At 67.0% G+C, this 22,032-nt stretch carries 16 protein-coding genes; 11 read left to right on the top strand and 5 right to left on the bottom strand.

Features of this window, described 5'->3' with window-relative positions; all coding sequences use genetic code 11:
- Position 1: 1 nt before the first annotated feature.
- From cobT to IEQ11_RS19345, 4 genes are all read left to right on the top strand, one after another.
- Positions 2–1,096, top strand: coding sequence for a nicotinate-nucleotide--dimethylbenzimidazole phosphoribosyltransferase (cobT, locus tag IEQ11_RS19360; RefSeq protein ID WP_425494650.1), 1,095 nt, complete (start codon positions 2–4; stop codon positions 1,094–1,096).
- 60 nt (positions 1,097–1,156) lie between these two features.
- Entirely contained in the window at positions 1,157–1,795 is a 639-nt protein-coding gene (locus IEQ11_RS19355) for a histidine phosphatase family protein (protein WP_191823250.1), read from the top strand.
- Positions 1,792–2,535 carry an adenosylcobinamide-GDP ribazoletransferase gene (locus IEQ11_RS19350; RefSeq protein WP_191823265.1) on the top strand — a complete coding sequence of 248 codons (744 nt, stop codon included), beginning with the start codon at positions 1,792–1,794 and terminating at the stop codon, positions 2,533–2,535. The genes IEQ11_RS19355 and IEQ11_RS19350 overlap by 4 nt, the downstream gene beginning before the upstream one ends.
- A gap of 107 nt (positions 2,536–2,642) precedes the next feature.
- Entirely contained in the window at positions 2,643–3,656 is a 1,014-nt protein-coding gene (locus IEQ11_RS19345; protein ID WP_228464966.1) for an AraC family transcriptional regulator, read from the top strand.
- Between the two features lie 62 nt (positions 3,657–3,718).
- Here the strand turns inward: IEQ11_RS19345 and IEQ11_RS19340 are convergent, their stop codons facing one another.
- Positions 3,719–4,423: a YceH family protein gene (locus IEQ11_RS19340; protein ID WP_096415460.1), complete on the bottom strand. Its 705-nt coding sequence runs from the start codon at positions 4,421–4,423 to the stop codon at positions 3,719–3,721.
- Between the two features lie 71 nt (positions 4,424–4,494).
- Positions 4,495–6,186 (bottom strand): YbaL family putative K(+) efflux transporter, encoded by a 1,692-nt coding sequence (gene ybaL, locus IEQ11_RS19335; RefSeq protein ID WP_191823249.1) that lies wholly within the window; start codon positions 6,184–6,186, stop codon positions 4,495–4,497.
- 568 nt (positions 6,187–6,754) lie between these two features.
- Between ybaL and IEQ11_RS19330 the strand changes: the two genes are divergently transcribed.
- On the top strand, positions 6,755–7,618 hold the full coding sequence (locus IEQ11_RS19330) for an alpha/beta fold hydrolase (RefSeq protein ID WP_191823248.1): 864 nt from the start codon (positions 6,755–6,757) through the stop codon (positions 7,616–7,618).
- Between the two features lie 93 nt (positions 7,619–7,711).
- Here the strand turns inward: IEQ11_RS19330 and IEQ11_RS19325 are convergent, their stop codons facing one another.
- A complete protein-coding gene (locus tag IEQ11_RS19325; RefSeq protein ID WP_191823247.1) occupies positions 7,712–10,117 on the bottom strand; it encodes a TonB-dependent receptor plug domain-containing protein in 2,406 nt (801 codons plus the stop codon).
- A gap of 203 nt (positions 10,118–10,320) precedes the next feature.
- Between IEQ11_RS19325 and IEQ11_RS19320 the strand changes: the two genes are divergently transcribed.
- From IEQ11_RS19320 to IEQ11_RS19295, 6 genes are all read left to right on the top strand, one after another.
- A complete protein-coding gene (locus IEQ11_RS19320) occupies positions 10,321–12,195 on the top strand; it encodes an ABC-F family ATP-binding cassette domain-containing protein (RefSeq protein WP_191823246.1) in 1,875 nt (624 codons plus the stop codon).
- 221 nt (positions 12,196–12,416) lie between these two features.
- Complete coding sequence (locus tag IEQ11_RS19315) at positions 12,417–14,519, top strand: hypothetical protein (RefSeq protein ID WP_191823245.1); 2,103 nt, start codon at positions 12,417–12,419, stop codon at positions 14,517–14,519.
- 107 nt (positions 14,520–14,626) lie between these two features.
- Positions 14,627–15,175, top strand: coding sequence for a Slp family lipoprotein (locus IEQ11_RS19310; RefSeq protein ID WP_191823244.1), 549 nt, complete (start codon positions 14,627–14,629; stop codon positions 15,173–15,175).
- Between the two features lie 177 nt (positions 15,176–15,352).
- Positions 15,353–15,715 carry an FmdB family zinc ribbon protein gene (locus tag IEQ11_RS19305; RefSeq protein ID WP_046657763.1) on the top strand — a complete coding sequence of 121 codons (363 nt, stop codon included), beginning with the start codon at positions 15,353–15,355 and terminating at the stop codon, positions 15,713–15,715.
- Between the two features lie 442 nt (positions 15,716–16,157).
- Complete coding sequence (aspS, locus tag IEQ11_RS19300; RefSeq protein WP_191823243.1) at positions 16,158–17,927, top strand: aspartate--tRNA ligase; 1,770 nt, start codon at positions 16,158–16,160, stop codon at positions 17,925–17,927.
- A gap of 184 nt (positions 17,928–18,111) precedes the next feature.
- Positions 18,112–18,648: a GNAT family N-acetyltransferase gene (locus IEQ11_RS19295; protein WP_191823242.1), complete on the top strand. Its 537-nt coding sequence runs from the start codon at positions 18,112–18,114 to the stop codon at positions 18,646–18,648.
- 1,036 nt (positions 18,649–19,684) lie between these two features.
- On the opposite strand, the gene IEQ11_RS19290 is transcribed toward IEQ11_RS19295, so the two are convergent.
- Positions 19,685–20,164, bottom strand: coding sequence for a hypothetical protein (locus IEQ11_RS19290; RefSeq protein WP_191823916.1), 480 nt, complete (start codon positions 20,162–20,164; stop codon positions 19,685–19,687).
- A gap of 52 nt (positions 20,165–20,216) precedes the next feature.
- Positions 20,217–21,413, bottom strand: a complete 1,197-nt coding sequence (locus tag IEQ11_RS19285) for a LamG domain-containing protein (RefSeq protein WP_191823915.1) — start codon at positions 21,411–21,413, stop codon at positions 20,217–20,219.
- Positions 21,414–22,032 lie beyond the last annotated feature (619 nt).

Here is a 22,032-nt window from a genome sequence, read left to right as displayed (position 1 = left end):
AGTGAACGATCGAGTATCGAACCAATCGACCCTCGCCGCGGACGCGTGGTGGCTGCGGCCTTGCAAGCGTCCCGATGCGGACCTGCAGGCGCAGGGGCGCGCGCGTCAGGCGCAGTTGACCAAGCCGCCGGGATCGCTCGGCGTGCTGGAAGACCTCGCGGTGACGTTGTCCGGCTTGCAACACAGCCCCACGCCTAAGGTCGATCGAGTGTGGATCAGCGTGTTCGCCGCCGACCACGGCGTCGCGGCCGAGGGCGTGTCGGCGTTTCCGCAGGCGGTGACCGGCGAGATGCTGCGCAATTTCGCCGGCGGCGGCGCGGCCATCGCGGTGCTCGCGCGCGCGCTCGACGCGAGCCTGGACGTGGTCAACCTGGGCACGGTCAACGATCCCGGCGCGGTGGCCGGCGTGCACCGGGCAGTGATCGCCGCGAGCACGCGCAATTTCTGCGAAGGCCCGGCGATGAGCGATGCGCAGTTGCGCGCCGCGCTCGGCGCCGGCGCGGCCAGCGTGCGCGCCGCGCTCGATGCCGGCGCGCAGTTGTTCATCGGCGGCGAGATGGGCATCGCCAACACCACCTCGGCGGCAGCGTTGGCCAGTGCCTTGTTGCGGCGCTCGCCGTCGGAACTGACCGGCGCCGGCACCGGCCTGGATGCGGGCGGCATTGCCCACAAGATCGCGGTGATCGAACGCGCGCTGGCCCTGCATGCGCCGGCCGACAGCGATTGGGAACGGCTGCGCCGGCTCGGCGGTTTCGAGATCGCCGCATTGACCGGCGCGTATGTGGCCGCGGCCCAGGCCGGTTTGCCGGTTCTGGTGGATGGCTTCATCGCCAGCGTCGCCGCGCTGGCCGCGCAGCGGCTCAACCCGGGCTGTGGCGATTGGCTGCTGTACGCGCATCGCTCGCACGAACGCGGTCATGCGATGGTGCTGGAGGCCCTGCGGGCGCGGCCCTTGCTCGATCTGGGCATGCGCCTGGGCGAGGCCAGCGGCGCGGCGATGGCGGTGCCGTTGCTGCGCCTGGCCTGCGCGCTGCACAACGGCATGGCGACCTTTGCCCAGGCCGGCGTGTCCGAATCCGCCGCGCAACAGGCATGATGTGGCTCCCGCGATGAGCCCTCGCATCGCCATCGATCGCGCACAAGGAAAGGAGCTGCGATGAGTTCGTCCACCACCACCCATATCGATCTGCTGCGGCACGGCGACACCGGCCACCGCAGTTATCGCGGCCAGCTCGACGACACTTTGCTCGAACTGGGCTGGCGACAGATGCGCGACGCCGTGCTCGGGCGCGAGTGGGATGTAATCGTCAGCTCGCCGTTGCAGCGCTGCGCGGCGTTCGCGCAGGAACTGGCGCAGTCGCGCGGCCTGCCGCTGGCGCTGGAACCGGCGCTGCGCGAATACCATTTCGGCGATTGGCAGGGCCGCACGGTCGACGCCATTGCCGCCAACGAAGGCGAGGCGCTGGCGCGGTTCTGGGCCGATCCGGTCGCGTATCCGCCGCCGGGCGCTGAGCGCTTCGTCGATTTCGCCAACCGCCTGACCGGCGCGGTCGGCGACTTGCTGCGCACGTATCCGGGCCGGCGCGTGCTGGTGGTGACCCACGGCGGCGTGATCCGTCTGCTGCGTTGTCTCGCCGCGGGCCGGCGTTACACCGACCTGCTCAATATCGATGTCGCGCATGCCTCGCTGCATGCCTTGCCGTGGCCGCCGAAACCGCCGCGCGATGCGGTCGATGCGCCGCGCGGCGACGACGCCCGCCACGAGGCGGCACGGGCCGATCCGGTCGACGGCTGATGCAGGCCTTGCTCGCCGCGATCGGTTTTCTCACGCGGATTCCGGTGCCAGCGCGGGTGTTCGAACAACCGCGCGCGCAATCGCGCTCGCTGGCCTGGTATCCCGCGGTCGGCTTGCTGATCGGCGGCGTGCTGTGCGCCTTGGCCTGGGCGTTGCAGACGCGACCGCCGCTGCCGTCGGCGGCGTTGTTGCTGACGGCGTGGGTCGCATTGACCGGCGCCTTGCATCTGGACGGGCTGGCCGACAGCGCCGATGCCTGGGTCGGCGGCATGCGCGCCGATGCGGCCGCGAGCCGCGAACGCACCCTGGAGATCATGAAAGATCCGCGCAGCGGGCCGGTCGGCGTGGTCGCGGTGGTGCTGGCGCTGCTGCTGAAATTCGCCGCGCTGGCGAGCCTGCCGGCGCCGGCATGGGCCGCGCTGCTGCTCGCGCCGTTGCTGGCGCGCACCGGTTTGACCCTCGCGTTCCTGGTGCTGCCGTATGTGCGCAGCGGCGGCCTGGGCCAGGCGCTGGTGGATGCGCCGCGCGCGGCGTGCTGGGTCGCGGTCGCGATCGCCGTCGGCGGCTGCGCCTTGGCCGGTTGGCGCGGCTGCCTGGCGGTCGTGGTCGCGGCGGTGGTGTTCGCAATCTGGCGCCGGGCCTGCCTGCGTCGCTTGCAGGGCATGACCGGCGATGCCTGCGGCGCATTGACTGAAATCATCGAAGCGGCGGTGCTGGTCGCGCTGGCCTTGTCGTACTGAAGCGTCGGGTCGGGCAGGCGAGGAAAGCGCAAGATAGGAACCGCCGCCGCGTTGGCGGTCTGCGAACCTGAGCGTCGACCCATTACCCATCCGCAAGGAACGAGCGCATGCCTCCCGTCAAGGATCATCCCGTTCGAGCCGCGGCGGCGGCCGTTGCCGACGCCGCCGAAAGCGCCGCGCCTGCCGTCGACGATCGCGTCTACGAGCCCGCGCCCGATCGCGCCGGCCCCGCGCTCAAGGCCGGCACCCGCGACGCGCACCAGCGCCGGATCGAGCGCGCGGTGGCGCTGATCGAGCAGGCGATCGCGCGCGGCGAAGACCCGCCCGAGCTCGCCCGCCTGGCCGAAGCGGCCTCGTTCTCGCCGTTCCACTTCCATCGCGTGTACCGCGCGATGACCGGCGAGACCACCGGCCAGACCGTGGCCCGGCTGCGTCTGCTGCAGGGCCTGCGCCTGCTCGCCAGCGCCGATCGCAGCGTCACCGATGCCGCGCTGGCGGTCGGTTATCAGACCCCGCAGGCCTTCACCCGTGCGTTTCGCCAGGGCGTGGGCGGCACCCCGAGCGAACTGCGCGCCGAACCCGAACGCCTGTGGCGCGAGATCGATCGTCTGTCGCTGCCGCCGGATTCGGGCCAGGCGCCGTCGCCGCCGTTGCGGGTCGAAGTGGTCAGCGTCGATCCGTTCGAGGTGGTGACGCTGCGCGTGACCGGCGCCTATCCGGAACAGAACCAGGGCTATGGCCGTCTGTTCGGCTGGGCCGCCGAGCACGGTTTGCTGGACGCGTTGAACGGGCTGTACGGCGTGCCGGTCGACGATCGCCGCGACGTGCCGCCGCAGGCCTGCGCATTCGATTGCATGCTGGCCTTGGGCCGACCGTTCCGGATCGAAGCGGGCAGCGGCCTGGGCACGATGCGACTGGGCGGCGGCCGCTATGCGCGCATCCGCCATGTCGGCGCCTTCGACGGACTGGAGGCGTTGACCGATGCGCTGCTGGCGCACTGGCTGCCCGGCAGCGGCGAGCTTTTGCGCGATGCGCCGCTGCATCACGAATACCTCGACGATCCCGACGAAGTGCCCGAAGCGCTGCTGCGTACCGACATCTATCTGCCGTTGCAGGGCTGACGCTTCCGCCCGCGAAAGACGTCCGGATTCACGCGCGCCGCCAGGCGCCTACCGCGAAAAACTCAAGCCCCGGCCGCTTCCAGCCGCGCTTCCAGCTCCGCGACCTTCGCTTCCAACGCCGCCACACGCTCGGCCAGTGCCGACTGCGATCCGCCGCCCGAGCCCGCGTCGTCGCCGGACGACGACACGCTGCCGTTCCACACCGGTTCGCCGCTGAGCAGATGCCCATAGCGATCCTCGCGCTGGCCGGGCTGGCGCCCGAGCAGGCGCACCAGCGGCGGTTGATGCTGGGCCAGCCGTTCCAGCGCGTACTGCACGTCGCCGGCCGAATCGAACTTGGCCATGCGTTCGCTGCGCGACAACAGCTCGTTCACGGTCTGCGGACCGCGCAGCATCAGCAGCGCGATCAGCACGGCCTGCGGGCGGGTCACGTCGAGCGCGGTGGTGGCGCGGTGCGCGTAACGCTCCGCGCGCGAGTGATGCTGGGATTTGATCCAGCCGCGCGGCTCCAGCCGGCGCAGGGCGTTGGCGACCTCGCCGGGTTCCAGCTGCATCATCGGTTCGCGCGAGGTCTTCTGATTGCAGGCGGTGACGATGGCGTTCAAGGTCAGCGGATACACGTCGGGCGTGGTCGCTTCCTTTTCGATCAGGCAGCCGATGACCCGCGCCTCGACCGCGCTGAGTTGCGGCGCGGTGTTCTCGGGCGTGCTGTCGGGCGCGTCGTGGCTGCCGGACGGTTCACTGCTGGTCGGGTCGATGTCGCTCATGGTCGTTGGGTACTGATGAAGGGCGGGCTCAGACTAACCGATTGCGTGGCCGGGCTCGGGACGGCGCCGGCTCACGCCAGCGCCGTCGACGGCGGCAGATTGCGCGCGCCGCGGTACACCGGCGCGGCCAGCACCATCTCGGCCAGGCTGTGCGCCAGCTCGCGTTCGGCCATCACCGCGCCGTCGGCGCCGTGCTTGAGCAGATGCTTGACCTCGTTGTCGCTGTGCGCGCGCGCGACGATGCTCAGGGCCGGATTGAGTTCGCGCAGCTTGGCGATGATCTCGCCGGCTTCCAGCGCCTGCGGAATCGCCAGCATCACCGTGGTCGCGCGCTCGGGCACCGCTTCGCGCAGCACCCGCTCGTTGACCGCGTTGCCCAGGATCGCCGGATGACCGGCGGCGCGCGCCTTGTCGATCAGGCTGTCCTCGCCGTCGATGACCACCAGCGGCACGTGGTGATCGGTCAGCAAGCGCGCCAGCTCGCTGCCGACCCGGCCGTAGCCGATCAGGATCACATGACCGCCGATATCGGCCGGCACCGGCGGCACCGCCGCGTCGGCGCGCGCATCGGCCTCGGCCGCGTCGGCGCGCGCCTGCTTGCGGTCGAGCCAGCCGAACAGCAGCGGATTGACCACGATCGACAGCAAGGCGCCGGCCAGGATCAGATCCTGCCCGTCCTTCGACAGGATGCCCTCGTCGATGCCGAGCTGGGCCAGGATGAAGGAGAACTCGCCGATCTGCGCCAGGCTGACCGAGATCATCAGCGCGGTCGAGTTCGGCTTGCCGAACGCGCGCACGATCGCGTACGCCGCCACCGACTTGCCGATCACGATGATGCCGAACACCGCCAGCACTTCCAGCGGCTTCTCCAGCAGGATCATCGGATTGAACAGCATGCCGACCGAGACGAAGAACAGCACCGCGAACGCTTCGCGCAGCGGAAGGGTTTCGTTGGCGGCCTGATGGCTGAACTCGGATTCGTTGAGCATCATGCCGGCGAAGAACGCGCCCAGCGCGAACGACACGCCGAACAGTTCGGCCGAACCGAACGCCACGCCCAGCGCGATCGCGAGCACGCACAGGGTGAACAACTCGCGCGAACCGGTGCCGGCCACGCGTTCGAGAATCCACGGAATCACCCGCCGCCCGACGATCAGCATGAAGGCGATGAAGGCGCCGACCTTGGCCAGGGTGATGAACAACTTGCTCCACACTTCCGAGGCTTCGCCGGCCTCGCCCTTGAGCAGGCCCGACAGCGCCGGCAGCAGCACCAGCGCGAGCACCATCGCCAGGTCCTCGACGATCAGCCAGCCGATCGCGATGCGGCCCTTGGTGGTTTCCACCAGGCGGCGCTCCTCCAGCGCGCGCAACAGCACCACGGTGCTGGCGACCGACAAGGCCAGGCCGAACACCAGCCCCGCGCCGTGCGACCAGCCGAGCAACTCGGCCATGCCCCAACCCAGCGCGGTGGCCACCGCGATCTGCACGATCGCGCCCGGCAAGGCGATGGCTTTGACTTCGAGCAGGTCGCCGAGCGAGAAATGCAGGCCGACGCCGAACATCAGCAGGATCACGCCGATTTCGGCCAATTGCGGCGCAAGGGTCTGGTCGCCGACGAAGCCGGGCGTGAAGGGGCCGGCGATGATGCCGGCGATGAGGTAGCCCACCAGCGGCGACAGCCGCAGGCGTTGCGCGATCATTCCGAAGATGAAGGCCAGGACGAAGCCGGCTACCAGAATCGCGATCAGGGACGTGTGGTGCATCGGCTCTCCTGTGGTCTGGTCCTTTTAAGAATGTGTGCTGAGCCGGCTGGATGCAAGCCTTTCTCGTTTGGCATGTCGTCGCAAATGATTGTTTCTGCGACATTTTCCGCGGCTGGCCGACGGTCGGCGGGCTTGCGTCGGCGGTGCCCGCGTCCCGGCCCAGCGGGGCTTGAGACCACCAGGATCGACGTTCGTTCACGCGCGCCGCGAGTGCGTCGCCGATAGCGGCGAATGCATGAACAGCGATTCAGTCGCGCGGCGTTGGACGGCGCGCGCATTGTCGATCTGCGCGAAAGCGGGGATCGCGAAGTCTGCTGCGAGGGGTTTGGGCTGCGATGTTTCTCTTTCAGTTCGTCGGGTCGGATGAAAGGCGTCGGGACGTAAGACGCCTGCCTGCTAGCCCGATGGCCCGGCCCGTTGTCAGGCCCGGCATCAACCGCGTCGCTCCTCGATCCGGACGACTTTCCAACGGCGCTTATTGACGACGCTGATTAACGGAACGTGGACGCCCGGGCGATAGCATCGATCAGTGCAAGCAGAATTTTCTGATCGCGAGCGAGGAATTCCCATGCACTATCTGACCACTGAAGTCGATGGCGTCGTGATTTTCTATCGAGAGCACGGCCCGGCCGATGCGCCGGTCTTGCTGTTGCCGCACGGCTACCCGTGTTCTTCGTTTCAATACCGCAACCTCATGCCGGCCCTGGGCGATCGCTGGCACACGCTGGCCGCGGATTTCCCGGGATTCGGCTACAGCGGCACGCCCGACCCCTCGCGCTTTGGCTACGACTTCGACGCCTACGCGGATTTCCTGGCGAAGTTCGCCGACCGGCTCGGGTTGACCCGCTACGCGCTGTGGCTGCACGACTACGGTTCGCAGATCGGATTGCGCCATGCGATCGCGCATCCGCAGCGAATCACCGCGTTGATCGTCCAGAACGGCGACATCTACGAGGATGCGCTCGGCCCCAAGTACGAGACCATCAAGACCTACTGGGCGGACCGATCGCCGGAGCATCGCAAGCCGTTGGAACAGGCGGTCAGCGAACACGGTTTTCGCGACGAGTTCATCGGTGAAGTCGATGCCGACGTGGCCGCGCGAATCACCCCGGACCTGTGGAAGCTGCATTGGCCGTTGATGGACACGCCGGTGCGGCGCGAGGCGATGGTCGGCTTGATGGATAAGCTGGAAGCCAACCTCGATTGGTTCCCGCGTTACCAGGCCTACCTGCGCGAGCACAGGCCGAAGACGCTGATCGTGTGGGGTCCGAAGGACGGCTATATGCCCGCCGCCGCGGCGCGGGCCTATCTACGCGACCTGCCCGAGGCAGAGCTGCATCTGCTGGAAGGCGCCGGCCATTGGCTGCTCGAAACCCACTTCGACGAAGCCTTGCCGCGCGTTCGCGATTTCCTGCAGCGGGCGCTCGGCTGAGTCTGGCAAGCGCAAAGAAAGCCCCGCTGCGCGCGGGGCCGGGAAAACGCGGGCGGCGGCGTTTCAGCCGCCGCCCGCAACCTCAGCGCTTAGTCACCACTTGTACCCGACCTTCGCATACGCGAACGCGCCGTTGAACCCGAACGGCGAATTGCCGCTGTACGGCAACTGGCCGCTTTCGCTGTTGGCGTAGATCGATTCGTCCGGGTATTCGTTGAGCACGTTGTCGCCGCCGACGGTGAACTCCCATCCGTCGATGGCGTAGGTCGCGGCCAGGTCGAGGGTCCACTTCGCGCCGTAGGTCTGGTCGCGCACGCCGCTGGGGTCGTCGTTGAAGGTGTGGAACTCGCCGTAACGCGTGCCGGTCGCGTCGAAACGCCACGGCCCGGTGCTCCAGCTGCCGCCGAGGAAGAACTTGTCGCGCGGCGCGCCCTGGGTGATGCGGCCTCGCTCGACCCGGCCGATGCGCTGCAGGTTCAGGCCGCCGGCGGTGAGCTCCGGCGGATTGGCGGCGATGCGTTCCAGCGTGGTCTTGTTGTGGTTGTAGCCGGCGGTCAGGTCGAGCGCGCCGTTGCCCAGCGTCCACTTGTAGCTGCCGACGATGTCGATGCCGCGGGTGCGGGTGTCGACCGCGTTGGTGAAGTAGCGGCCGCCGGTGATGCCGGGATAGCCGCGCGCTTCCAGGAAGCTCGCCACCGCCGGCCCGCGCAGGTTTTCCGAGAGGATGATGCGGTCGTCGATGTCGATCTGGTACGCGTCGATGGTGATGTACAGCGATTCGACCGGCTGCAGCACCAGGCCCAGACCGATGTTGGTCGATTCCTCGGCCTTGAGCGGCTCGGCGCCGAGCGCGATCGCGGCCGGGTCGTCGACGGCGAAGGTGCGGACCTGGAACGGGATCGGGTCGCCGAGCACGATCACGGTCTGGGTCGATTGGTAGAACTGCTGCTGCAGCGACGGCGCGCGAAAACCGGTCGACACGGTGCCGCGCAACGCGACCTTGTCGGTGAAGGCGTAACGCGCCGACAACTTGCCCGAGGTGGTTTCGCCGAAGTCGCTGTAGCTTTCGTAACGCGCCGCCGCGCCGAGCGACAGCTTGTCGGTCACGTCGGCTTCCAGGTCGGCGTAGAACGAATGGCTGTTGCGATTGCGACGGCTGGCGTCGGACGGGGTGAAGCCGGGGAACACCTGCGCGCCCGGCGCGCCGGGTTCGGGACCGGCGACATACGACGCCAGTTCGCCGGCGCTCTGGTTGAATTTCTCGCCGCGCCATTCCGCGCCGAAGGCCACCGTCAGCGGGTATTTCAGCCAGCCCACGTCGAAGGCCTTGTTGAAATCGGCGTTGAGCACGTTCTGGGTGACTTCCAGCGCGCCGATGTAGAAGTCGTGCGGCGAGGCGACGCCCAGGGTGCGGTTGAGACTGTTGCGCACGTCGAAATCGAGCTGGTTCTGGCCGTAGTTGTAGCTCAGATCGAGGTTCCAGCCGCCGGCGGTCTGGCCGCGCAGGCCGAGCACCAGCGCGCGGTCCTTGCTGACGTTATCGATCTGCGGCAGGAAGCCGTTGGGATACACCGACAGGATGTTGTTAGCGTTGCCCGGCGCGCGGAAATAGCCGTTGGAAATCGCGCGGCGGCGGCTGGCGGTGCCGAAGGAATAGAACTCCACGCCCTCGGCGGCCTGGTACTGCGCGTTGAAGGCGACCGCGGCCTGATCGATTTCCGGATCGCCGTAGCGATGCACGACCTTGCCCGGCGGATTGCTGGTCGGCGTGACCGTGCCCAGGTACGGCCGCGCGCGGTCGGTGTTGTCGCTGTGGCCGCCCTGCGCGGACAGGTGCACGCTGCCGTTCTCGCCGAGCTTGAAGCCGGCATCGCCCGACAACTGATACTGCTTGCCGTCGCCGGCGCTGAACTGGCCGTAGCGCGCGGCGATCGAGCCGCCTTCGCCCGAACCCTTGAGCACGATATTGATGACGCCGGCGATCGCGTCGGAGCCGTATTGCGCCGAGGCGCCGTCGCGCAGCACTTCGACCCGCTCGATCGCGGCGATCGGGATCGCGTTGAGGTCGACCGGCGAGGAGCCGCGGCCGATGCTGTCGTTGAGGTTGATCAGCGACGTGGTGTGGCGGCGCTTGCCGTTGACCAGCACCAGCACCTGATCCGGCGCCAGCCCGCGCAGCTGGGCCGGACGCACCGCGTCGGTGGCGTCGGTGATCGCCGGGCGCGGGAAATTCAGCGAGGGCAGGGCGCGCGCCAGGGCGGTGGCCAGTTCGACGGTGCCGGTCGACTCCAGGGTCTGCGGGGAAATGATGTCGATCGGCGCGGTGGACTCGGCGACGGTGCGGTCGGCCACGCGGGTGCCGGTGACGATCAGGGTGTCGAGGTTGGTGGGGTTCGAGGCTGGGGCGGACTCGGGGGCGCCGGCGTCCTGGGCCCAGGCGGGCGAGGTGGACAGGACGATCGAAACGGCGGTGCTGAGCAGGGAAATGCGACGGGACATGGTGACTCCGGGCGGTCGATCGGGGACGTCGGGACGAACGCCGCCGCCGCGGCCGGCGCGAGGGGCGCTTTGCCGCGGATGGCGAGCTCGTTGACGCGTGGGGGCGGTCTGAGGCCGACGTCCCGATTATTCGATGCCCGCCCCGGGCGCGGCCGAACATGTGCTCATGAGCAAATACCGATCAGTCATGCGACCATATCGGCATGATTTCTTTCCGTGATTTCGCCATGCGGCGCGGCGAACGCCTGCTGCTGTCCAACGTAGACCTGACCCTGCACGCCGGTTGGCGGGTGGGCGTGATCGGTCGTAACGGCACTGGTAAGTCGTCGCTGTTCGCCGCCATCCAGGGCGAGGTCGAGGCCGATCGCGGCGATATTGACGTGCCCAACCGCGTGCGCATCGCCAGCGTGGCCCAGGAAACCCCGGCCCTGGACGACCCGGCGCTGGACTTCGTCCTGTCCGGCGACGCCACCGTCTACAAGGTCCTGGTGGCCGAGCGCGAAGCGGTCGAGCGCGAGGACTGGGAAGCGGTCGCCGAGGCCCACCATCAGCTCGAGGAGCTCGGCGGCTACGACGCCACGGCGCGCGCCGGCAAGCTGCTGCACGGCCTGGGCTTCTCGCCCGACACCCACGAACGCGCGGTCAAGGAATTCTCCGGCGGCTGGCGGGTGCGGCTGAACCTGGCGCGCGCGCTGATGACGCCGTCGGACCTGCTGCTGCTCGACGAACCGACCAACCACCTCGACCTCGACGCGGTGCTGTGGCTGGAGCAATGGCTGCTCAAATACCCGGGCACCTTGCTGCTGATCTCGCACGACCGCGAGTTCCTCGACGAAGTCACCACCCACACCCTGCACCTACACGACGGCAAGGCCAAGCTGTACACCGGCGATTACACCGCGTTCGAGCGCCAACGCGCCGAGCACCTGCGCCTGCAGCAGATCACCCACGAAAAGCAGCAGGCCGAACGCGCCCACCTGCAGAGCTTCATCGACCGCTTCAGCGCCAGCGCGGCCAAGGCCAAGCAGGCGCAGTCGCGGGTCAAGCGCCTGGCCAAGATGGTCGGCACCGAGGCGGTGCGCATGGAACGCGCGATGCGGATCGAGTTCCCGGCCCCGGTCAAGCTGCCGCACGCGTTGCTGCGTTTGGTCCATGCCGATTGTGGTTACGGCGACCACGTCGTGCTCGACGATGTCAGCTTCATCCTCGAAGCCGGCGATCGCATCGCCCTGCTCGGGCCGAACGGCGCGGGTAAATCGACCCTGGTCAAATCGCTGGTCGGCGAGCTGGAACTGCTGACCGGCGAACGCGGCGGTCACCCGGACCTGCGCATCGGTTACTTCGCCCAGCACACGGTCGAATCGCTGCACGCGGGCGTGAGCCCGATCGACCACCTGGCCGAGATCGCGCCGGGCGTGCCGACCCAGCAGTTGCGCGATTTCCTCGGCAAATGGAATTTCCCCGGCGACCGCGCCTTCGAATCGGTCGATGGGTTCTCCGGCGGCGAACGCGCGCGCCTGGCCCTGGCGATGATCGCCTGGCGCAAGCCGAACGTGCTGCTGCTCGACGAACCGACCAACCATCTGGACCTGGACGTGCGCGAAGCGCTCGCCGAGGCCTTGTCGGATTTCGCCGGCGCGATCGTGCTGGTCTCGCACGACCGCCACCTCATCGGCCTGGTCTGCGAAACCTTCTGGCGCGTGGCCGACGGCGTGGCCCAGCCGTTCGACGGCGACCTCGACGCCTACGCGGTGTGGCTGCGCACGCGCGACAACAGCAACGACGGCAAGGGCGCGGCCGCGTCCAAAGCTGCCGCCGCGGCTGCGGCCGCCGCGAGCGCGACGGCGCCGGCGGCGAAATCCTCGCGCAAGGCCAACCCGCTCAAACTCGCCGAAGCCGAGAAGCGCATGGCCGAGCTGGAATCGAAACTGCACACGCTCGACATGGACCTCGCCGACCCGACCAAGTACGCCGGCGGCGGCGACAACGCCGCGGAACTTGCGAAGCAGCGCGAGAAAGTCGCCGCCGAATTGGCCAAGGCCGAGGCGGAGTGGATGGCGTTGTACGACGCGGCTTGATTCGTGGTCGTGTCGCCGGCGTGCCTTGAGCCGCCGGCGTCGGCGGTCATGCCCGTCGCGCCATCGTGTCGATAAGCCGCTCAAGATAAAACAATCTGGATAAGCCCTGTTTGCTGAGATAGATTGCGTGCCGGGAGATGGTCCGGCTGAGGCGGGTTCGCCGCAGCCACGGAGGCGGATGCCGTCCAGGACGATGGTCTTCGGCTTCGAGGGATTCGAACATGAAAGCAGGGAAGGGCCTTTTGGCCGCTTTCGTCGTATTGAGCGCGGGCGCCACCGTGACGGCCGTGTCCGATCCGGGCGCAGTGACGCAGTGGGCGCAACGCATCGGCGTTTCGTCGGTCACTGAAACCGATGCCGCGCCGTTGTCGGCGGCTGGCGGGCATCGTTCAAGCCAGGTATCGATCGATCTGAGCCTCAACGGCGAGATCGCCGGCCTGGCTTCGGCCAACGAGCCGGTGACCGCGACCGTGGTCGTCGGCGGCCGGGTGTTCCCGGCCATCGTCCAGGGCGCGACGTACACCGCATCGATCAATGCCTTGAGCGACACCGAGATGGTGACGGTGGAGGTGGTTTCCACGCGCGCGCGTTACCGCTCCGTGCTCGGCAGCGCCGGCAAGTTGCAGGCCGTTTCCGGCGGCGATGGCGACGTCACCTTGGCCGAGCGCGCCTCGCTGCGGGTGTCGCCGTTCAGCACCGCGCTGGCCTGGTTGGTGCGGATTGGACTGGATGGTCGCGACGCCGCGAGCGACAGCGAATTCGAAACCATGACCCGTTCGATCGTCGGCAACGATCTGGTGATGGTCGCCTATCTGCTCGACGCGTTCGCGTCCGGCGCGGTCGCCTTGCCGCAGGGCTATCAGGACGGCCAGCAATTGCTGGAGGCGCCGGCCGCCTATGCGGAATTCCTCTGGACCCAGGATTTCTATCCGGCCTCGCAAGCCTATCTGTTCTCCCAGGCCGATTACGTCCCGTTGACCTCGCTGGCGCAGTTGCCCGACGTGACCGCGATGCTGGCGCCATTGCCGATCAACGAACCCGCGGTGTCGTTGGGCGACTTGCAGTTGCTGTATCGACAGAACGACGGCAGCTTCACCTTGTTCGAAGAAGAGGTGCTGGTCACCTATCCGCGTTACACCGCGGCGATCAACGGCCAGGGCGAGTTGTCGCTCACTCCGGTCGGCGAGGCCGGCACGCGCAACGTGCTGCGTTATCTGCCGTTCTCTCTGTTCCAACCGCTGCCGGTGCAGCGTGTCTCGCGCGGCCACAGGCTGCGCCGGCTGGTCGTGGGCGACGATTACAGTCTGTGGGCTTCGCGTTCGCTGTGGTTCGACAGCCATCACTCGCCGGCAGGCGACTTCGAAGAGGAGACGGCGACTTACGCGATCTGGTCGGCGTTCGATCTGAATGCCGCGTCACTGCAGCATCCCTGGGGCCAGCTGCTCGGCGATGGCCTGCAGTTTCCGACCTACTCGCTGCCGAGCGCCTGCACCTCGACCCAGCGCGCCGCGTATCAGCCGGGATTCGGCAAATGCGCGCATGCTCCGTATTGGTTTCGCTACGGCCACGGCGGTTTCTTTCGCGCCGTCGACGGCGTCGGTGAGCGCATGGAGATCCTCCCGAGCTACGGCCTGGAGCGCAGTTTCAGTTATCAACTCATCGGCAACGGCGCGTTGCAGGTGGTGAGGGGCAACACGCCGACGGAGCCCGGGACCGACAGCACGTTCTGGCGGTATGCCGCCGGCAGCGCAGCCTCGCGTCCGCTGATCTATCTGGCGCGCGCGGCCGGTGGTTACTTCGTGGGCGCCAGCGTCGCGATGGTGGAGCAGCCCGGCATCACGCTGGGATCGCCGGTAGGTTCGTGGCGGACACCGGCGTCCGAGGCTCGACTGGCGCGCTATCCGGCGGTTCGAACTTTCGAAATTCGCCGTTTCCCCGACGGAAGCGGACGTGATGTCAACATCATGGGCAACCAGGTGAGCTCCACTCAGACCAGTTGGAACTACCCCACCGGCTCCGGCGTCCCTGACTATTCTTTCCGTGCGCTGTTTCCCAATCGGCCCACCTCATTCATCGTGGCCAATTGCACGCAGGCGTTCGCCACCGGGGCAGAGACCTGCGCGCCTTCGCGTGTGCGCTATTTCCGACCGCTATACCGGGTCGGCGCGCGACTGTACGGAGTGTCGGATTTCTATTCCAATGATTTCCTCGCCCCCGCCGGCTACACCGGCCCGTACCAAGTGCAATTGCTCGATTCGCGCGCGGACTATATCGAATGCATTGCCGGGGATTGCTTGGCGTCGGTGCCGCCGACCGGGCCTTGATGCAGGCAACTTTGCCGATGTGGGCGCCGTGCCCGCATCGGCAGCATCGGGTTTTCATTGATGCGTATCGGGCCCGGCGCGATGCAAGGCGGTAAAGGATGATTCGAATGGATGTACGTGGCTTTGTGTCGGTGGTGTGCGCGCTTGGGCTGGCCTCGTGTGCGAGCGGTGGGCCGTCGCCATCGCGCACTGATGCGGTCGCGCCGATACCCGCCTCGCGGGTCGCCGACCCGCTGCGCGGCGACTTCGACCCGATCACCCCGGGCGAGGCCGCTGATACCGATCGCCTGGGCGCTACCGTGCGCTGGGGCGGCGGGATCGACCGGGTGGTGTTTCAGGACGGCCGCAGCTGTTTCACGATGCGCGCCGCGCGGCTGACTCCGAGTGGCCAGCCGGACTGGACCCGGGAGTCCAACAACGAGCGCTTCGTCGCCTGCCGCGCCGGGTTCTACGATGCGCTGCGATTCGCGCCGTTCCGCGAAGTCACCTTCGTCGGCCGGATCGATGGCCATACCCAGCTCGACGGCGAGCGCGTGGCCACGATCGAGGCCCGGGTGGTCTATCTGTTCTCGGATTGCCTGGATATCGATGCCGCCACCGATCCGCAGTGCGCCTATGGTCCGGTCGAGCCCGGGGCGCCGCCGGGCGAACCCTGAGAAGGCGCGAACCGTGCCGGTGTAAACGTCGAACCGGGTCCGATATGGTCCCGATTCGGGGCCGTCGAGGTGGCTGGCAACAGCCCGCCGGCCACTGCGGAACGCACGCCGGCGCTTGCATCGGCGCGATCCGCCCCCACACTGCCAGTCCGCCGTTCCCGAACACAGCCCACCGCCATGCCCATCTACGCCTTCCAGTGCAGTGCCTGCGGACACAGCTTCGATCGCCTGCAGAAGCTGTCCGATGCCGATCCGACCGTGTGCCCCGAATGCGGCGCCGAAAAGGTCGGCCGCCAATTGACCGCGCCCCAGTTCCGCTTGGCCGGCGGCGGCTGGTACGAGACCGATTTCAAGAAGGACGGCGACAAGAAGCGCAATCTGGCCGGCGAGGGCAGCTCAGGCGGTTCTTCGTCGGGTGGGTCGGCCTCCGGCGGCGGCGACAGCAAGCCGGCCGAAAGCAAGCCCGCGGAAAGCAAGTCCGAAAAGAAGGCCGAGCCGGCTCCGGCTAGCAAGCCGGCGAGCGGTGGCGCCGCGAGCTGACGGGTTCGCCGGGGCGATACCGTCCGTCGATTCGGTCGATGCCGCTGCGATCCACACTGACCTGATAGGGCGCCGCGAGGCGCCCTTTCTGCTTCTGGGCGTCTCGACTTCCCTGCCGGCGGCGTTTCCCCAAGTCCGTCATTCCCGCGAACGCGGGAATCCAGTGTCTTTCCGCGATCCGCACGAAAGTCGCTGGATTCCCGCGTTCGCGGGAATGACGGTCGAGGGGAACGGGGGAAGTCGAAGGGCGCCCATCTCCCGTTGAGCCCCGCAAAGACGCCGCGAGGGCCGCGTTACCAGACGCATCCCCGCCCGGGTGCTCTAGAATGCTCGGTCCCGACCCCCGGCCGGTGAGCGATCGCGCCCGGCCACCCGCCGCGGCCCGGTCCGGACCCGCCTGTTGCACCCCCACGATCCACAGATCGACCAATTCGGAGTTTCCATGCGTACCCACTTCTGCGGCCTCGTCGACGAGGCGCTGATCGGCCAGACCGTCACCCTGTGCGGCTGGGTCAACACCAATCGCGTCCAGAGCCACGTGGTGTTCACCGATCTGCGCGATCACGAAGGCGTGGTCCAGATCGTGGTCGATTCGGACATGGCCGATCTGTTCAAGACCGCCAGCGACCTGAGCGTGGAAAGCTGCGTGCGCGTCACCGGCACCGTGCGCGCGCGCGGCGCGGCCAACGACAAGATCCGCAGCGGCAAGGTCGAAGTACTGCCGAGCTCGATCGAAGTGCTCAACAAGGCCGAACCGCTGCCGTTCCACGCCCACGAGAACGCCGGCGAGGAAACCCGCCTGACCTATCGCTACCTCGACCTGCGCCGCCCCGAGATGCAGAAGATGATGCGCACCCGCATCCGTCTGGTGCAGTCGCTGCGCCGCTGGCTCGACGCGCGTAATTTCCAGGACATCGAAACCCCGATCCTGACCAAGGCCACGCCCGAGGGCGCGCGCGACTTCCTGGTCCCGGCGCGCATGCACCCGGGCGAGTTCTACGCGCTGCCGCAGAGCCCGCAGCTGTTCAAGCAGATCCTGATGGTGGCCGGCTTCGACCGTTACTACCAGATCGCGCGCTGCTTCCGCGACGAAGCGCTGCGCGCCGACCGCCAGCTCGAATTCACCCAGCTCGACATGGAGTTCGCCTGGGTGTCCGAGCGCGATGTGCAGGACACGGTCGAGGACATGATCCGGGTGGTGTTCAAGGAAACCATCGACGTCGAACTCGACGCCGAATTTCCGCGCATGACCTATGCCGAAGCGATGCGTCGTTATGGTTCGGATAAACCCGATCTGCGCATCGAGCTTGAATTCGTAGACATCGCCGAACTGGTCAAGAGCTGCGAATTCAAGGTCTTCACCGATTGGGCCAACCACGAAGACGGCCGCGTGATCGCATTGCGCGCGCCGGGCGCAGCGGGCTGGTCGCGCAAGCAGATCGACGAGGCCGGCGCGCATGCCGCCAAGTACGGCGCCAAGGGCCTGGCGTGGATGAAGGTCGAGGACGCGAGCAAGGGCCGCGAAGGCATCAACTCGCCGATCGCCAAGTTCCTCGACGACGCCACGCTGGCGAAGATCGTCGAAGCCAGCGGCGCGCAAACTGGGGATGCGATCTTCTTCGGCGCGGCCGATTACAAGACCGCCAGCGATTTCATGGGCGCGCTGCGCCTGAAGTTGGGCAAGGATCTGAACCTGATCCAGGACGGCTGGAAGCCGTTGTGGGTCACCGATTTTCCGATGTTCGAGTGGGACGAAGAAGCGCAGCGCTACGTGGCCCTGCATCACCCCTTCACCGCGCCGGCGGTGGACGACATCGCCGATCTGCGCGCCAACGCCAAGACCGCGGTATCGCGCGGTTACGACATGGTGCTCAACGGCAACGAGATCGGCGGCGGTTCGATCCGCATCCACCGTCCGCAGATGCAGTCGGCGGTGTTCGACCTGCTCGGCATCGGCGCGGAAGAGGCCGAGGGCAAATTCGGCTTCCTGCTCGACGCGCTCAAGTACGGCGCGCCGCCGCACGGCGGCATCGCCTTCGGCATCGACCGCATCGCCGCGCTGATGGCCGGCACCGAGTCGATCCGCGACGTGATCGCGTTCCCCAAGACCACCACCGCGCAATGCCTGATGACCGGCGCGCCGTCGCCGATCCCGGACGCGCAGTTGGCCGAGGTGCATGTGATGGTGCGTCCGAAGAAGGATCCGGCCTGATCTGGCCGCGCCGGGCTTGATCCGGCGCTGATCGTTGCAGCGATCCGGCGTCGTGCCGGGTCGGTGCTTCGATGCAATCCGATTCGATCGGGCCTGATTTGATTCGGTGACCGGTTCGATCGGCCTGAGTCGATTGATCCGATCCATTGCCGCGCCGACACATCGTCGTTCCACGCGAGGCGTTATGACCAGCGAAACCCCGCAGTTCTCGATCCGCCGCGCCGTCGTCGCCGACGCGGCCACCGTGGCCGACATCGCCACGCGCACCTTCGTCGAAACCTTCGGCGACATGTACCCGCCCGAGGATCTGGCTTTCTTTCTCAAGGACAGCTACTCGGTCGAGAAGCAGGCGGTGATCCTGTCGCACCCGGACTACGCGATCTTCCTGCTCGAGCGCGACGGTATCGTCGTCGGCCACGCCGCGGCCGGGCCGTGCGGCCTGCCGCATCCGCAGGTCGCCCCGGGCGACGGCGAACTCAAGCGCCTGTACGTATTGCGCGAGGCGCAAAACGGCGGCTGGGGCGCGCGCCTGTTCGATACGGTCCTGGCCTGGCTCGAGCGCGACGGTCCGCGCACCTTGTGGATCGGGGTGTGGTCGGAGAATTTCGGGGCGCAGCGGTTCTATGGGCGCTATGGGTTCGAGAAGGCCGGCGAGTACGAATTCGTCGTGGGTGGGACGCGGGATCATGAGTTCATCCTGCGGCGCAATGCGGCGAGATGATGTCTGTGTGGTCGATGCTTCGGTGCATCGACGCTTGTTTGGCATGAGTCGTTATCTGCGAGGGGCGGGCATCGTCCCACCCGCGCCTGCGCCTTGATTTTGAATTTGGCTGTGGATATCAGAGCCACATTGGCTCCGCTTCGGCTTGATTTCGGCTTTTAGCTTGAAGCCGAGCTTATCTTCCAGCGCTGCGACGCTTGTAACTCGCGTTAGCAAAGGCACACCCGAAGGGCGACGCGCATGGATGCGCGTCGCGCGCCACCGGGACAAGGATGTCCCGTGTGGCGCGTGCCCGCGTAAGCACCGCACGCGCGGGCACTTGATTCACAAAAAAGCATTTTTCTTTGGTTACCTTTCTTTTGTTGCTTTAGACAAAAGAAAGTGACCCGCCGCTTCAGCGGCGGAACGCTTTTGATCCTGCTTGCAGCTTTAAAGGCTTCAAAGCTTCAAAGCTTTGAGGCTCTAGCGCTTTTGAAGCCAGAGGCAAGATCAACAGCTTTCGTCCGCAAGCGGCCGAGTTACTTTCTTTTGTCAAAAGCGACAAAAGAAAGGTAACCAAAGAAAAACGCTTTTTGGTGAATCAAGTGCCCGCGCGTGCGGAGCAGACGCGGGCATGCGCCACACGAGACATCCTGTCTCGGTGGCGCACGGCGCACATCCATGTGCGCCGCCCTACGGGTGTGCTTTTGCTAACGCGAGTTACAGGCCTCGCAGCGCTGGATGAACTGCGTGACTTCCGGCTCAAGCAAAAGCGACATGGCCTACCTGTAGGAGCGGCGCGAGCCGCGACAGCGCCATTGCGATTACGACGAAGGTTGCATCAGTCACCGTCATCCACGCGTAGGCGAGCGCAGGGCATTCCATACAGCCTTTCCTGTAAATCGAGCGCGCACGAACACACCGACGCGCATCCGTTCGCAGCCGCACCATCAATTCTCGCGATCTCACCGCGCCCGAACGAAAACCAATCCCCAAAACAAAACGACCCTCCCTCGCCTTAGCGAGAGAGGGCCGTACTAGCATCGCAACCCGACCCTCAGCGCCCGTCGAGCAACACGTTCAACGTCGTCGCATCCAACGCACCCTGCTTCTGCCCAAGCTTGAGCAACATCGCCTCCAGATCGCCCGCGGCGGCCGAAGTGCGCGTGGACGCCGTCGCCGACTTCAACTCGGTCGCCGGCGCGGTGTCGATACGCACCTGCCGGCCCTTGATCACCAGCGGCTGCGGCTTGGCCTTCGCACTGGAACCGCCGACGTGCTCGATCAGGATGCCGTTGTAGCCCAGCACCGGATCGGGCGCGGCGCCGGATTGCGCGGGGGCGGCCAGCGCGTCGGCCAAACGGGTTTCGATCGCGCGCAGCGAGGCCGCGTCGGTCACGGTGATGGTCGGGTCGGGACGACCGGAATAGACCAGGTAGGTGATCTTCACTCCGGGCGCGTCGGCGGCCAGGGCGAAGGTGGGCGCGGCCAGCAGCAACAGGCCGGCGAGCAAGGTCTTGAGCGAGCGCTGGGACATGGATCCTCCGTGAGCCGCGAACTGGGATGAGGCGCGTGCAGCCGATCGACGCTTAGTTGATCTGTTCATGGCCGCTGCCCTCGATGCTGTCGGACCACACGCGGAAGAATCCGCAGAAATCCGTGTAGGCGCCGCGATTGGCGGTGCGCGGGTCGGTGATTTCGTTGCCGGAATTGTCGCGGTTGGTGGCCGCGGTGCCACCGGGCTTGTGGGTCCACTTGCCGTTGCTGTCGCGACGGTACCAGTGATAGTCGTAATTCGGTCCGACCACCAGTGCGGCGATGTTCTTGTAGCTGCTGGCGTTGATCAGCGTGTCGGCGATCGGTTCCAGGCCGTCGCGCACCGCCGCGGCATGCACCGCGGTACAGGTCAGCGAGCTGTACATCGAACCGGCGGCGCGGCCGGGCTGGGCGAAGGTGTTGGTGGCGCGCGCGTTGGCGTAGTTGTAGCAGTTGTTGTTGCGCTGGCGGGTGCTGCCGTCGTTCCAGTAGGTCGGCTGGAAGGTGGTGCGGCCCGGGGCCATGATGTCGCCCAGGCCGCCGCTGGCGTCGGCCGGCAGCGCGCGGTTGTAGACCAGCACTTCGTCGGCGCGGTCGTTGAAGCGATAGGACGGGATGCTCATGTGCCCGCCGATCTGGAACGGCAAGGCGGTGTTGTCGATGTTGGCCAACATCGGCGAGGGCTGCGTGGTGGCGCGGCGGCCGTCGATGTAGAACGAGATCGTGTACGGCGCGCTGCTGCGATTGACCACCGCGGCGACGTGATGCCAGCGGTTCGGCGCCATCGTCAGACTGCCGTCGGACACGTAATTGGCCCAGGTGGTGCCGTCGTTGAGTTGCAGCAGCACGTTGCGGCCCTGATCGACGCCGAAGGCATAGCCGCGACCGCTGCCGCCGCCTCGATTCTCGATCAAGGTCTTGACCCCCGAGGACGTCGGCGCGGCCATGCGGATCCACGCGGCGAGGGTGAAGCTGCCGGTGCCGAAGTTGAGGTTCGACGAATTCGGCACTTCCACATACTTGCCGCCGCTCAGATCGGCCGACGTGCCCAGCCAGCCCCACGACGACGCGGTGCCGCCGAGCACCGTGCCGTTGCGGGCGTAGCCGCTGGTGTCGTAGGCGGTGTTGCCGGACAGGTCCAGATGCCACTCGCCGACCAGGCCATTGGTGACCCGCGGTGGCGCCGCCTGGGCGGCGAGCGAAGGCGCGAGCGCGAGGCTCAACGCCAGGAACCATGACGATCGATTCATACCGACTCCCTGGTAATCGCCCACGTCGGGCGTGGCGGGAATCTAGAAGCCGGCCCGGGCCGCGACCGTGACTGCGCGCGCGGATCGCGTCGGTGTCATCGTTCCGGCTTATTGCGCTTCGCGCTTATGTGAGCGGCGGCGGTTTTGGAGCGGACCTTTGGGGTGAATGGTGCCGGGCGGCGTAGTTTTTTTTATTGCCGCCGCCGGGCATCTTTTTTGCGCGCACCTAAGCGGCGGTGCGTTCTGATCGGTTCAATGTGAAGGCGTGGCGGCGGTGACAAAGTGTCAGGCGCACGCTTTCTAATAAACCCGGGAATTCGTCGCGGTGGAGAAGGCGCGCGGGATTCGCCCGGCGTCGTGCATTTATCGCGATGAAGCCCTGGATCCCGCCTTCGCGGGATGGCGGCCAGAGGCGAAATTTTCGTCGTGGTTGCAATGGCGCGGTCGCGGCTTGCGCCGCTCCTACAGGTAGGCCATGTGGCTTTCGCCTGAAGTCAGGTTTTATTGCCAGCGCTGCGAAGCTTGTAACTCGCGTTAGCAAAAGTACACCCGAAGGGCGGCGCACATGGATGTGCGCCGTGCGCCACCGGGACAGGATGTCCCGTGTGGCGCATGCCCG

The organism is Lysobacter capsici (genome assembly GCF_014779555.2).
GTDB lineage: Bacteria > Pseudomonadota > Gammaproteobacteria > Xanthomonadales > Xanthomonadaceae > Lysobacter > Lysobacter capsici.
The sequence above is the reverse complement of the archived record's forward strand: the minus strand, read 5'-3'. Positions and strand labels throughout refer to the sequence as shown.

Bases quoted from the DNA above. Each gene is read 5' to 3' on its own strand.
- IEQ11_RS19355 (WP_191823250.1), top strand. From the start codon at position 1,157: ATGAGTTCGTCCACCACCACCCATATCGATCTGCTGCGGCACGGCGAC.
- IEQ11_RS19345 (WP_228464966.1), top strand. From the start codon at position 2,643: ATGCCTCCCGTCAAGGATCATCCCGTTCGAGCCGCGGCGGCGGCCGTT.
- IEQ11_RS19340 (WP_096415460.1), bottom strand. From the start codon at position 4,423: ATGAGCGACATCGACCCGACCAGCAGTGAACCGTCCGGCAGCCACGAC.
- ybaL (WP_191823249.1), bottom strand. From the start codon at position 6,186: ATGCACCACACGTCCCTGATCGCGATTCTGGTAGCCGGCTTCGTCCTG.
- IEQ11_RS19330 (WP_191823248.1), top strand. From the start codon at position 6,755: ATGCACTATCTGACCACTGAAGTCGATGGCGTCGTGATTTTCTATCGA.
- IEQ11_RS19325 (WP_191823247.1), bottom strand. From the start codon at position 10,117: ATGTCCCGTCGCATTTCCCTGCTCAGCACCGCCGTTTCGATCGTCCTG.
- IEQ11_RS19320 (WP_191823246.1), top strand. From the start codon at position 10,321: ATGATTTCTTTCCGTGATTTCGCCATGCGGCGCGGCGAACGCCTGCTG.
- IEQ11_RS19315 (WP_191823245.1), top strand. From the start codon at position 12,417: ATGAAAGCAGGGAAGGGCCTTTTGGCCGCTTTCGTCGTATTGAGCGCG.
- IEQ11_RS19310 (WP_191823244.1), top strand. From the start codon at position 14,627: ATGGATGTACGTGGCTTTGTGTCGGTGGTGTGCGCGCTTGGGCTGGCC.
- IEQ11_RS19305 (WP_046657763.1), top strand. From the start codon at position 15,353: ATGCCCATCTACGCCTTCCAGTGCAGTGCCTGCGGACACAGCTTCGAT.
- aspS (WP_191823243.1), top strand. From the start codon at position 16,158: ATGCGTACCCACTTCTGCGGCCTCGTCGACGAGGCGCTGATCGGCCAG.
- IEQ11_RS19295 (WP_191823242.1), top strand. From the start codon at position 18,112: ATGACCAGCGAAACCCCGCAGTTCTCGATCCGCCGCGCCGTCGTCGCC.
- IEQ11_RS19290 (WP_191823916.1), bottom strand. From the start codon at position 20,164: ATGTCCCAGCGCTCGCTCAAGACCTTGCTCGCCGGCCTGTTGCTGCTG.
- IEQ11_RS19285 (WP_191823915.1), bottom strand. From the start codon at position 21,413: ATGAATCGATCGTCATGGTTCCTGGCGTTGAGCCTCGCGCTCGCGCCT.